The 12,056-nt window shown below is 65.3% G+C and carries 10 protein-coding genes and 2 pseudogenes; 8 read left to right on the forward strand and 4 right to left on the reverse strand.

What is annotated here, in order from left to right:
- Positions 1-36 precede the first annotated feature (36 nt).
- On the reverse strand, positions 37-222 hold the full coding sequence (locus J7I84_RS15530; RefSeq protein ID WP_214945442.1) for a hypothetical protein: 186 nt from the start codon (positions 220-222) through the stop codon (positions 37-39).
- Between the two features lie 103 nt (positions 223-325).
- A pseudogene (locus tag J7I84_RS15535) lies at positions 326-1,938 on the reverse strand (AMP-binding protein).
- A gap of 302 nt (positions 1,939-2,240) precedes the next feature.
- Between J7I84_RS15535 and J7I84_RS15540 the strand changes: the two are divergent.
- The 7 genes from J7I84_RS15540 to J7I84_RS15570 all read left to right on the forward strand — a co-directional run bounded on the left by J7I84_RS15540 (position 2,241) and on the right by J7I84_RS15570 (position 9,514).
- Entirely contained in the window at positions 2,241-2,717 is a 477-nt protein-coding gene (locus J7I84_RS15540; RefSeq protein WP_214945443.1) for a sensor histidine kinase, read from the forward strand.
- Between the two features lie 351 nt (positions 2,718-3,068).
- Entirely contained in the window at positions 3,069-3,221 is a 153-nt protein-coding gene (locus tag J7I84_RS15545) for a hypothetical protein (RefSeq protein WP_214945444.1), read from the forward strand.
- 182 nt (positions 3,222-3,403) lie between these two features.
- Positions 3,404-6,046: a Tat pathway signal sequence domain protein gene (locus tag J7I84_RS15550; protein ID WP_214945445.1), complete on the forward strand. Its 2,643-nt coding sequence runs from the start codon at positions 3,404-3,406 to the stop codon at positions 6,044-6,046.
- 225 nt (positions 6,047-6,271) lie between these two features.
- Entirely contained in the window at positions 6,272-7,003 is a 732-nt protein-coding gene (locus J7I84_RS15555; protein WP_214945446.1) for a polysaccharide deacetylase family protein, read from the forward strand.
- Positions 7,004-7,138: 135 nt separating this feature from the next.
- Complete coding sequence (locus J7I84_RS15560; RefSeq protein ID WP_214945447.1) at positions 7,139-8,107, forward strand: SRPBCC family protein; 969 nt, start codon at positions 7,139-7,141, stop codon at positions 8,105-8,107.
- 500 nt (positions 8,108-8,607) lie between these two features.
- Entirely contained in the window at positions 8,608-8,832 is a 225-nt protein-coding gene (locus tag J7I84_RS15565; RefSeq protein WP_251046672.1) for a hypothetical protein, read from the forward strand.
- 40 nt (positions 8,833-8,872) lie between these two features.
- Positions 8,873-9,514, forward strand: coding sequence for an NADPH-dependent F420 reductase (locus J7I84_RS15570; protein WP_214945448.1), 642 nt, complete (start codon positions 8,873-8,875; stop codon positions 9,512-9,514).
- Between the two features lie 109 nt (positions 9,515-9,623).
- Here J7I84_RS15570 and J7I84_RS15575 read toward each other — a convergent pair whose 3' ends face one another.
- On the reverse strand, positions 9,624-10,538 hold the full coding sequence (locus J7I84_RS15575) for a hypothetical protein (protein ID WP_214945449.1): 915 nt from the start codon (positions 10,536-10,538) through the stop codon (positions 9,624-9,626).
- Positions 10,539-10,695: 157 nt separating this feature from the next.
- Here J7I84_RS15575 and J7I84_RS15580 point away from each other — a divergent pair, with 157 nt between their 5' ends.
- Positions 10,696-11,049, forward strand: coding sequence for a hypothetical protein (locus tag J7I84_RS15580; RefSeq protein ID WP_214945450.1), 354 nt, complete (start codon positions 10,696-10,698; stop codon positions 11,047-11,049).
- A gap of 44 nt (positions 11,050-11,093) precedes the next feature.
- On the opposite strand, the pseudogene J7I84_RS15585 reads toward J7I84_RS15580, so the two are convergent.
- Positions 11,094-12,027: pseudogene (locus J7I84_RS15585) on the reverse strand (threonine/serine dehydratase).
- Positions 12,028-12,056: the final 29 nt, after the last annotated feature.

Consider the following 12,056-nt stretch of genomic DNA (forward strand, 5'->3'; position numbering starts at 1 on the left):
CAATCTTGATGGAACTTGAGGTTGGCTCCGGGCCCTCTAGTCTGCCGGATCCGCCGATGCGTCCGGGTCCTCCTCCGGTTCGAAAGTGTTCGGCGCGGCACCATCGGAAATCCCGACGCCGTCCTTCCCACCGGGGATCCCGCCGTCGGCGTTGCCCTTGCTGGCCGACGAACCCTCTCGCGGCTCATCCTCAGGCAGTGAATCAGGTGAATTGATGGACATCGCTCCTCCTTCTGTGGCTGGGCCTCCACGCTAACAGCCGCCAAAGCAAAAGGCGCCGGGACGGCCGGAAGTTTTCTGCCCGCCGTCCTCCGTTCCGGACCTGCTAGCTGCCGGGTGCCGCGGCGCGCTGCTGCCGCAGGATGTAACGCTGCAGCTTTCCTGACGGCGTCTTGGGCAGGTCCGCGACGAAGTGGATGCGGCGCGGATAGGCGTGGGCGGCAAACTGCGTCTTCACCATGGCCTGGAGTTCGGCCACCAGGGCATCACTGCCGGTGGTCCCGTCCGCCAGGACAACGTAGGCCTCCAGGACTTCGCCACGCAGTTCGTCGGGGGCGCCCACCACGGCGGTTTCCGGACCGCCGGATGCGTGGCCAGGACGCTCTCCACGTCGAAGGGTCCAATCCGGTATCCGGCCATGATGATCACGTCGTCATCACGGGAGGAGAAGAAGTAGTAGCCATCCGCGTCCACCATGCCTGCGTCGCCGGTCAAGTACCACTTGCCGTCCGCACTGAATCTCTCGGCGGTCTTCTCAGGCGCCTCCTTGTACCCCCGGAACCACATCATGGGACTCTCCGCGACGTTTACGGCGACGCGGCCCAGTTCACCCGGCGCAGCAGGCTCGTCGGCGTTGTCCTTGAGGACGGCGCAACTCCACCCCGGCAGGGGGCGGCCCATGGACCCTGGCCTAAGCTCCGTCCTTACGTCGTCATGCCAGGCGTTGATGATCATCATCCCGTGTTCGGTCTGTCCGTAGTGGTCCCGCACCGGAACGCCCAGCACCTCCCGGGCCCAGCTGATCACCTCCGGGGTGAGCGGTTCGCCGGCAGATGAGGCGCACCGAAGGTGGAAGGGCCCCGTTCCCGCGTCGGCTTTCGCGCGCATAGTGCGGTACACCGTGGGAGCAGCCGCGAAGTTGGTAACGGAAAATCCCTCCACCACTTTGAAGCTGAGTTCCGGGGAGAACCCGGCACTTAGCAGGAGATTCCGCCGGCCCGCAGCCATGGGACCGAGAATTCCGTAGTACAACCCGTAGGCCCAGCCGGGATCCGCGGCATTCCAGAAGACATCTTCTTCACTGACGTCCAGGCCCAGTTCGACGTACTGGCGGAACGCTGCCAACGCCCGGAGCGGCACCGGTACGCCCTTGGGGGCGCCCGTGGTACCGGACGTGAAGATTAGCACCAGGGCACCGTCGCCGCCCACAGCCTCGGACGCGATCCCCGGTTGCTGCCTGGCCAGGAGCGGCGTGAGCGCCAGGTCCGGCGAGGATGCTTCTGCGCCGGCAACCACGACGGCGGCGGAGGTTTCCTGGATCTTCGCCCGCTGGTCGGCGTCGGTGATCACGGCCTTTGCGCCGGAGGCTGTGAGGCGGAGTTCAATGGCCGGCCACGCGAAGGCCGTGAACAGGGGCACATGGACGGCCCCGCGCCGCCAAATGGCCAGGAGCATGACCACAAGGTCTGCAGATTTTCCCATTAGGGTGGCCACAGCATCTCCGGGTCCGATCCCCAGCCCTGCCAGTGCGGCGGCACCCCGTTCCGAGCGCTCCCGGAGTTCGCCGTAGGTGATGTCCTCCGCCGAGAGATCGGCCGCGACCACCGTAAAGGCAACGGCGCTGGGATCGTGGCTGTCGCAGAGGAGGTCGGCTGCGCAGGCGTCGGCCGCACCATACGTGGCAATAAGGGCATCAACAGCTGGAACCGGACGGGACATTCGTTCTCCTTTGAACAAACGTGACCTAAAAATAACGGCACGTGGAAACGCAGTGGAATAAACGTACTGCACCGGACCCCGCCGTCGCGTCCTGAGGAAAATCAGCCCGCCGGTCCCGGCCGGCGCCTGAGAGGAAGGCCACCGCGTACTCAACCGGCCAGCACCAGACCCAGGTCCCCAGCCAGCCTGTCACGCGCCGCGCACAGAATTGATGGGATCTTGAGGCAAACCTTGCCATCCCTAGACATTGCGGGTCCACGCTGGAGTTATCAGACCAACCAGCTTGTGGGGAGCAGGACGTCATGGGAAGCAAAACAGCGTTGGACAACGACGTCACAACAGTGGGAGGCGTGCTGACAGACCGGCAGCCGCTGGACTTCCACACGTTGGGGGTCGCCGGCTGCATTGACCGCCTGACAGCACCCCTGCGGCAGCGCGGGACCGTGGTCCACTGGGATACTCCGCACTGGGGCCTCGAGATCCCGGCGGACTCCGCGTCCCTCCTGTACCAGTCCGCCCGGGAGGCGCTCAGCAATGCGTTCAAGTACTCTGCCGCGCACACGCTCACCATTCAGCTCGCAGCCGTAGACCACGGCATCCGCCTGGTGGTGGCCGACGACGGTACAGGCTTTGACAGCAATCTCGCCACCAGCGGGCGGCACCACGGCTACGGCCTGCGGCTCATGGCGGTCGCCGTGCAGGAAGCCGGTGGGGCGGTGGATATCAGCGCCACCCCGGGGATGGGCACCAGCGTGACGGTGACGCTGCCACTGGACTGACCCGGAGCCCGGCAATCGCAGGCGCAAAGCAGGCCTGCTTACAGACTCGGATGCCCGCCGTCGCTGGGACGGCGGGCATCCGTATGCCAGGAACTTGGTGGTGGACTCATCCCTGACCTCGCCGTCGTCGCCGAAACCTCGGCCTTGTACGTGATGTAGGCCTCCGGCGCGTTCAGCTGCCCGGTTGGTGGAGCCACTCGCCAGGCTGCTGCTCACTGCGTCATCAGTCCAGCACACACACAAGGCCGGCCGCGGCCAGAGCGGCTGGATGGTCCTTGACAGCCCAGGGAGCGGGGCGCTGAATGAGGGGATACTGCACACCACCGCGCCCACACAATGACAGGAGCAGTCATGAGCGAAAATCCAGCGACGGGCGATGACGACCGCGTCCACAACCAGGCGCCTGCCGAAGGCGACCCCGACGCGGACCCGCAGGACCTGCGAATGCACTCGCAGGAGCCTGCTGAAGGAGCGGACGACGACAGCGACACCGCCAAAAAATAACCCTGTTCCCCGCTGTACCCTCCGCCTTTACCGGCCACTCCCCTTAGGCGCACCGTCCCCCGGACAACAACCCCTTGCGTGCGCGGCATCGTTCTACTACGTTGTAAGCCAAGCGAGAAAGCGCTTTCCTGAATTTGAGCGGGAATTTTTGTGCGCAGCAATCATCAGTGGAATTGGATGACATGACGAACAACGCCCCCATCAGGTGGATCGACGGACAGGCCCCTACGGACATCAGCGGTGGAACCACCTGGGGGATGCCGTTCCCTCGTGGCACAGTGCCCGGAGCGGAGGCCCTGGCAGTCGCGGACGCGAGCGGCAGCCGCGTGCCCAGCCAGGCATGGCCCCTGGCCACGTGGCCGGACGGGTCCCTGAAGTGGGCGGGCGTCGCGCTCCCGGCGACAGCCTCGCCGTCGGACAGCTACCAAGTGACGGCCGACGGCGGCACAACCACCGGAACAGCCCAGCCGGCGTCGGGCAGTCCCTCGGTCACGGTCACCGAAGGTTCCGACGCCGTCACCGTGGACACCGGCGTCCTGCAAATGGTGATTGGCCGCAGCGGCTCCACCTTGTTCCGCAGCCTGATGCGGGACGGCCGGGAAGTGGCCCGCGACGCCAGGCTGGTCAGCCTGGTGCAGGACGACATTCCGGAAGCCGCCGGAACAGTGGGCCGCACTGCCTTCACCGGCGAGGTCACCGCCGTCGTCCTGGAACAAAGCGGCCCCGTACGCGCGGTGGTTCGCCTGGAAGGCACCCACCGTCCGGACAATCCGGAGAGCGGCAACAGGAACTGGCTGCCCTTCGTGGTGCGCTTCTATTTCTACGCCAACGCCCGCAGCGTCCGGGTGGTGCACTCCTTCATCTGGGACGGCGACGCGGAGCGGGACTTCCTGGCCGGACTCGGCATGCGGTTCACCGTGCCGCTTGAGGCCGAACTGCATAACCGGCACATCCGCATCGCAGGGGCGGACGGCGGCTTCCTTGCCGAGGCTGTCCGCGGACTGACCGGACTCCGCAGGGATCCGGGCGCGGAGGTACGGGATGCGCAGATAGCCGGACGCGCCACTCCCCCGGAAGGGTCGTGGAACCCGGAGGTCTCCGGGCGCCTGAACCTGATCCCCGCCTGGGGCGACTACACGCTCAGCCAGCTCAGCGCCGATGGCTTTGAGCTGCGAAAGCGTACGACTGCCGGCCATGGCTGGGTGGGAATTTCCGGTGGGACCCGAGCCGGCGGTTTCTGTTCCCTGAGCGATACCCGCGGCGGCCTGGGAGTCGGGATCAAGGATTTCTGGCAATCGCACCCAGGGCAGCTGGATGTCCGCGGCGCAGTTGGCCGCGAAGCATCCATGACGGCATGGCTGTTCTCCCCCGAAGCGCAGCCCATGGACCTGCGGTTTTACCACGACGGCCTGGGCCAGGACACGTTCGAAGAACAGCTCGAAGGCCTCGAAATCACGTATGAGGATTATGATCCGGGTTTCGGCAACCCCACGGGTATCGCCCGGACCCATGAGTTGACGCTGTTCGCCTACGACTCAACCCCGTCAACCGAAAGCCTGGCAGCTGACGCCACTTCGGCCTCCACCCCTGCCCTGCTGCAGGCCACCCCGGAGTATCTGCACTCGGCGGGCGTGTTCGGCGACTGGACCCCGGTGGACCGGAGCACCCCGGCCCGGGCCCGCCTGGAGGACCGGCTGGACTTCCTGTTCGATTTTTACGCCGGCCAGGTGGAGCAGCGCCGCTGGTACGGCTTCTGGAACTACGGCGACGTGATGCACACCTACGACTTCGACCGGCACGTGTGGCGGTATGACGTGGGCGGCTACGCATGGGACAACTCCGAGCTCTCCCCCGACCTCTGGCTCTGGTACTCCTACCTGCGGTCCGGCCGGGCGGACATCTTCCGCTTTGCCGAGGCCATGACCAGGCACACCGGCGAGGTGGACGTCTACCACCTGGGCCCATGGAAGGGGCTGGGATCCCGCCACAACGTCCTGCACTGGGGCTGCAGCGCCAAGCAGTTGCGGATCAGCACCCCGGCCTACCGCCGCTTCTACTACTACCTGACGGCGGACGAGCGCACCGGCGACCTGCTCACCGAACTGGTGGACAGTGACCAGAACTTCCTGGGCCTTGACCCTGTCCGCAAGGTCCGCCCGGATGCCGCCACCTACCGCCCAAACCGGGGAGCGTTGGGCGTCGGGCTCGGGACAGACTGGGGATCGCTCGCGGCAACCTGGCTCACGGACTGGGAGCGAACCGGCAACCGCCGGTCCCGCGATTGGCTGCTGGGCACCATGGCAGATATCGGTGCCCTGAAATACGGCTTCCTCACCGGCGAGGCCTTGTACGACCTGGACAAGGGCCGGTTCGACACCGGCCGGGAGCAGATCTCGGTGTCGCACCTCAGCGCAGTGTTCGGGCTGGTGGAGATCTGCAGCGAGCTGGTGGACCTGGTGGATGATCCGGAGTTCGAGCGGGCCTGGCTGCAGTACTGCCGTTTGTTCCTGGCCACCAAGGAGGAGCAGGTGGCAGCAGTGGGCCAGCCGCTGGAGGGCATCCACCTCACGCAGGCGCACAGCCGGCTCACCGCGTATGCGGCCGCGCGTTTGCAGGACCGTGACCTGGCAGACCGGGCATGGGAGAGTTTTGCGGAGGGCGGCGAGCACCTGAACCACGAAGCCGCGTTCACGCTGCAGAAGATTGAGCCGCCCTACGTGTTGCTGCCGGTAGATGAAGCACCCACCGTCTCCACCAATGACACCGCCCAGTTCGGGCTTGCGGTCATCCAGAACCTGGCCCTGGTGGGCCAGTACCTGGACTGACGCGCACTGCCTGTTCAGAACCGCGACGGCGGCACCCGGCGGGGTGCCGCCGTCGTCCGTTTATCCCCTGCAGGAAGCCCCGGGATAACGCCCGGATAACGGCACTTTTAGGCTTTCCAGAAGTTACCCAGTCGACGCCTGGCAGCTGTTTACACCCCTTTAAGGCAGCCATAGGGTGCTTCCCTATACAAGGTTGAAAGCAACCTTGGGAAGGGAAAGAGCACCATGAAAAGCAAGATTGCAGTCATGGCCTTGGCTGCCCTGAGTTTGATCCTGGCCCTGCTCGCCGGGGGCCCCGCCGCGTCAGCGCACGCAGCCGACAAACCCCTGATCGGCCTGACCTTCGATGACGGGCCTTCGGCCGAGCGCACCGCCTTTGTCCTCGACGTCCTCAAGGAAAAGGGCGTCAAGGCCACGTTCTTCCTCCAGGGTTCCCACGTCCAGCAGTACCCTGACCTCGTCCGCCGGATCAAAGCCGAGGGACACGTGATCGGCGACCACTCTTGGGACCACGCCAACTTTCCGGACCTGACCCAGGCGAACCAGAAGCAGGAGATTGACCGCACCAATGCCGCGATCACATCGATCACCGGCACCACGCCCACGCTGATGCGCTTCCCGTTCGGCAACAGCACCCCATACTCGCTGAAATACATCAGGAGTATTGGCATGAGCGGCGGAATCCAGTGGCACTGGGAGGTCGGCGAACCCGGCGACTACGAGTGCCCCGGTGCAGCTGGAGTCCAGAAGTACGTGCTGGATGAGGTTGCCCCCGGTGCAATCATCCTGCTCCACGACGGCAACGACGTCCTGTCCTGCCCGGCGTCGCAGTGGAACTACCTGGCCAGCACCATCGACGCAATCCGCGCCAAGGGATACGACTTCGGCGTGGTGGCTCCCGCCGCCAAGCCCAGCGCGCTGAACGAGGGCTCTTACGGGGTTGTTGTGAAGCCCTGAGTACGCCGGCACACGGAGATTTCACCTTTGTTCACAACGCGCTCTGGAATCCGAACCAGCCAAAAGGTATGTTGGTAAGCATGCTGATGATTTTCCCTGGTCGTCAGTCCCCGGTAACAAAGCGAAGGAGACGTTATGAGCACGAAGGTGGAAAAACGCATTCTGGTGAACGTACCGGTAAGCACCGCATACAACCAGTGGACCCAGTTCGAGGAGTTCCCGCACTTCATGGGCGGCGTCAAGAGCGTTACGCAGCTCAGTGACGACCGTCTGGAATGGGTGGCTGAGATCGGCGGCGTCCGCAGGCAATGGGAAGCCAAGATCCTGGAGCAGGTCCCGGACCGCAGGGTTGCGTGGGCCGCCACCGAAGGCGCCACGAATGCCGGCGCCGTGGACTTTGAAGACGTTGGTGGCGGCCAGACCTCCCTCCGGCTGACCCTCGAGTACGAGCCCGAAGGCCTGATCGAGAAGGTGGGCGACAAGCTGAACGTCGTTGACCGGCAGGCGGAATCGGACCTGCAGAAGTTCAAGGAATTCATCGAGGACGAGGGCTACGCGAGTGGCGCCTGGCGCGGATCGGTCAATGCCGGTTCTGCGGTGGGAACCCCCGGCGTCGAACACGCGGGTGCCTCCCGCGGCGATTCCGGCAAGGCCGGTGTCTCCGGCAAGGTCGCGGCCGGAGTGGGCATCGCAGCGGCTGCCGGTGCGGCAGCGGCTATGGCTGCCAGCGGCAACAAGGACAAGACTGAGACCGCGCACGTAACGGTTACGGAAACCACCCCCGTGGTCCCGGCAGAACCGGTTGTACCCGCAGAACCGCTCACCACCGGCGCCACCACCGGTTCAGCGTACGCGGGGACGGGCATTTCCGGCACCACCGCGGCAGGCACGACGGCGGCCGCAGGTTCGTCAGGCTCCGTCGCCGACCTGGGTGACGACAGGATCGGGCATGCCTTCGACCAGACCAACGGCCTGGTGGACACCACCGGCGAGTCCGACGAGACCGTGGAAGGCGAGAACCTGAGTGCCGGCGAACGGCGCGAGGACGACCGCGGCACCGAGGGCGGCCTGCCTCCCGTGGGCGGCAACCTCGGCGGCCACTGACCCCCGCTGACCCAAAGCAAGCGCCGCCCGCCTTCCCCCAAGGCGGGCGGCGCTTCCGCGTCTGTGGACTTCACTTATTTGCGCATGCGGATCTCAGGGGTGAAGTGCTGGTGCAGATCCGCAACTCGGTGCCGTCTGCCGACGGGAACACCCGCTCCCCCACGCCCGCTCACCTTTCGCAGCCCAACTGAAAACGCCCGCTCACCTTTGACGCCCTTTTTCCCCACGCCCGCTCACCTTTCGCAGCCCAACTGAAAACGCCCGCTCACTCTCAGAAAGAAAGTGAGCGGGCGTTTCAGGGCAACCGGTCAAAGGTGAGCGGGCGTTTCACGGAAACCGCCCTCATCGACGCGCCGGAGCTTTTCGACTACGGAGCACCTACTTACTTGCGGCCGCCTCCAGCAGCGGCACCGTGCGGGTGGACATCACTTCGACCAGGGACACGGGAGCACTGCTACGGACGACGCCGTCAATCGCCAGCGCATCGCGTTGGTGACACTGTGCAGGTCGCCCGGGTCCCTCGCGCCCACCTTAGCCAGCTGCTTCTGCAGGAGAAGCTGAACTGGCGCGCCGGATACATGCAGATGGTGCTGGACGTGGTCATCGTCCTGGCGTCGTTGGTCCTTGTTGCACCGTTGATGGTGCTGTTGTCCGCTGCCGGGGCCACCCTCCTTAACCTGATCCTCGCCCTGAACCACCGGCCTGGCCGGGACCTGGGGAATTAGCGCCTGAAATATCTGCGCTGGAACCGGTGTTGCCGCCAATATGACAACAATCGGAATCATTGGTGCAGGACACATTGGAAGCCAGGTTGCGCGGAAGGCCGTGGAACAGGGCTACGACGTAGTCATCAGCAACTCCCGCGGGCCGGAGACCCTCCAGGACCTGGTGGCTGAGCTTGGCCCGAAAGCCAGGGCAGCCACAGCAGCTGAAGCGGCGGCGGCGGGCGACTTCGCCGTCGTCACTGTGCCGCTGAAGAGCTACAAGGACGTCCCGGTTGAACCGCTGGCCGGCAAGATTGTGATCGACACCAACAACTACTACTGGGAGCGGGACGGCCACATTGCCGCCCTGGATAACGGCGAGGCGACCACCTCCGGGATGCTGCAGGAGCACCTGCCCCAGTCCAAGGTGGCCAAGGGCTTCAACCACATCATGTCCAAGGACATCACCACGGACGGAACGCCAGCGGGCACGGACAACCGCCGCGCCCTTGCCACCGCCAGCGACTTCCCGGAAGCCGCCGAACTGGTGACCCGCCTCTACGACGAATTCGGTTTCGACACCGTCAACGTCGGGCCGCTGTCGGAGAGCTGGCGGGTGGAGCGCGACCGCCCGGCCTACGTAGCACGGCAGAACGCCGCGGAGCTGAAGGGCAACCTGGCCAAGGCGCCACGGACCATCTGATAGGTCCCATACGAAAACTGGCTGGCAGTTCCCACTGCCAGCCAGTTCCACTTAAGAGGCGCTACTTCCGGGCCGGAACCAGCACCACTTCAGTTCCACTTAAGAGGCGCTACTTCCGGGCCGGAACCAGCACCACTTCAAACGGGCTGGGTGGCTGGTTGAACTGTGCATTCACAGCAGCCAGCGTGTTCCCGAACAGGGCCACGGTGGTGGGCACATTGAACGCGTCGCTTGTGATGGTGTCTTCCACCACGCCGGAGGACAGGTCACCGGACAGATCGATGCGCGCTATCTTGTTCAGCTGGTTCTGGACCGCCCAGAGGGTGCCGCCGCGCAGCAGGATGCCGTCCACGAACGGAACTGAGACGCCTTCGATCGCCGCGCTCTGCCCCGTTTCGGGGTTGACCGTGTACACCGCGCTGTTGGCCGTGTGCGCCACGATCAGCACCTTGCCGTTGTGCGCCGAGGCTATGCCGTTGAGGTTGAAGTCCGGCTTGAGGTCAGCTGCCGGGCCGGTCAGCTTGAGCGTCTTAACCGTACCCAGTCCGCCGTCCTCTCCCACCGGCAGGAAATAGAGTTCCGCGACGGACGAGTTGGTGAACCAGGCACCGTCACTGGTCAGCGTGACATCGTTGATGAACCCCTTGGCGAGGTCAAAATCGGCGACGGGTTTGCCGGTGTCGGTGTTGTAAACGAATGCCTTGCCGGTGCCGCCGCCTGCCACAAACAGCAGGTCATGGCAGGTGTCAGCCTTCATTCCGACGGCGGCCCGCCCCTCGGGGACGTGGATGAAGCGGGTGGCGGTGCCCTTGCGGAGGTCACCGCGGAAAATATCGCCGGTGGTGAGTTCCCCTGCGTAGAAAGTCTTGCCCTCCCCTGCTGCGATGCCCTCTGCGGAGGTGGCACCGTCGAGCACTATCTCTCCTGTTGGCGGCGAGGCCCACGCCGGAAGGGCTGTGGGGAAGAGCAGTGAGAGCAGGGCGACAATTCCCGCCGCGGCACGGCGGCGTACTGTTCGGCGCATGCTGGTTCCTTAGTCTGGGTTTGATGCGCGCGGGGCCCATCTGCGGAAGCTCCGCACGATTGGTCCTGCCAGTTTAAGCGCGCATATTGGGCATGCGAAGGCATGGGGGTACCCAATCTGCTTACAATCGAAACCTCTGACCACTACTGAGGGACCCATGAAGAAATTCGCCACAGCCCTGTTTGCCGCCGGCCTCATTGCTTCCGCTACGGCCTGCACCGCCACACACCAACTGACCACCGCTGAAACCTGCGAGCGGATCCAGGCCGTTGTGTCGAACCCCGCCAACAACGCCGGCAAGACGGGCATGAACAACCTCGCCAACCAGATCCGGCCCATCCACGCGGTGGCCTCGGACGACCTCAAGCCCGCCCTGGCGCAGATCCTGGCCTACACAGACGAGCAGGCAAAGGAAAACCCGGATAAGGACAAGCTGGCCGATCTGCAGTCCGGCTACCAGGAAGCCGGCAGCACCTACAGCAAGTTCTGCGGCCAGGCCGGCGGTCAGTAAGCAGCTGTTCCAGCCCGGGCGCACTGTTAGGCGCCCGGGCTGCGTCACAGCGTGGCAGGATCCGTGTTGGCCCCGCAGAGGATGACGGCAACGCGTTCGTCCGCCGACGGTACATACGCTCCGGAGGTCAGCGCCGCGTAGGCGGCTGCGGCCCCGTGCTCCACCACGATCCGGTAGTCGTTCCACAGCGCAGAACGGGCTTCGATGATGTCCTTGTCCCTGACCAGGACGCTTTCGACGCCGCAGCGGACCGCCACTGAGAAGGCGATTTCACCTGCGCGGCGGGCACCCAGGGAGTCAGCTGCAATCCCGGACACGGCCACGTCCACCGGTTCGCCGGCAGCAAGGGCAGCGTGCAGGGTTGGCGCGGTCCCGGGTTCCACGGCCACCACCTTGGCGGAGCCCTCGACGGCGGCGGCCACCCCCGCCATCAACCCGCCGCCGCCCACTGCCACCAGGATGGTGTCCACCTCCGGCACCTGTTCCCAGCAGCTCGGAGCCCACTGTTCCGGCGCCGGCAGCGATTTCGGGTTGGTCATAGGCGTGGCAGTAGACCGCGCCGGTTTCCTCCGCATGCATCACCGCGGCTTGGTAGGCGGCCGCGTACTCCGCACCGCCCTGGACCACGGTGGCGCCGATGTCCTTCAATTTCTTTACTTTGACAGCGGGTGCGGCTTCCGGGACAAAGACGGTTGCCGGCACACCGAGCTGCTTCGCTGCGTAGGCATTGGCCAGTCCCGCGTTTCCGCCGGAGGCCACCACGATGCCAACGTCCGCCCGCAGCTCCCCGCGCTCCTTGCTGGCCAGGATCCGGTTGAGTGCGCCACGGGCCTTGAAGGTGCCAGTGTGCTGCATGAACTCGCACTTGAACCAGACCTGGCCGTTGAACATGCCCCGGTCCGCCTCCATGACGGGAGTCCGGCGGATGAGGCCGGCCGTCCGGCGCGCCGCTTGGTCAATATCGGCATGGGTGATCATGGCTAGGTGTATTGACCTGAGAGGTTAGT

Origin of the sequence: Arthrobacter sp. ISL-85, from assembly GCF_018613675.1 — a bacterium.
GTDB lineage: Bacteria > Actinomycetota > Actinomycetes > Actinomycetales > Micrococcaceae > Arthrobacter.

Coding starts and splice junctions, on each gene's coding strand:
- J7I84_RS15530 (WP_214945442.1), bottom strand. CDS start 222: ATGTCCATCAATTCACCTGATTCACTGCCTGAGGATGAGCCGCGAGAG.
- J7I84_RS15540 (WP_214945443.1), top strand. CDS start 2,241: ATGGGAAGCAAAACAGCGTTGGACAACGACGTCACAACAGTGGGAGGC.
- J7I84_RS15545 (WP_214945444.1), top strand. CDS start 3,069: ATGAGCGAAAATCCAGCGACGGGCGATGACGACCGCGTCCACAACCAG.
- J7I84_RS15550 (WP_214945445.1), top strand. CDS start 3,404: ATGACGAACAACGCCCCCATCAGGTGGATCGACGGACAGGCCCCTACG.
- J7I84_RS15555 (WP_214945446.1), top strand. CDS start 6,272: ATGAAAAGCAAGATTGCAGTCATGGCCTTGGCTGCCCTGAGTTTGATC.
- J7I84_RS15560 (WP_214945447.1), top strand. CDS start 7,139: ATGAGCACGAAGGTGGAAAAACGCATTCTGGTGAACGTACCGGTAAGC.
- J7I84_RS15570 (WP_214945448.1), top strand. CDS start 8,873: ATGACAACAATCGGAATCATTGGTGCAGGACACATTGGAAGCCAGGTT.
- J7I84_RS15575 (WP_214945449.1), bottom strand. CDS start 10,538: ATGCGCCGAACAGTACGCCGCCGTGCCGCGGCGGGAATTGTCGCCCTG.
- J7I84_RS15580 (WP_214945450.1), top strand. CDS start 10,696: ATGAAGAAATTCGCCACAGCCCTGTTTGCCGCCGGCCTCATTGCTTCC.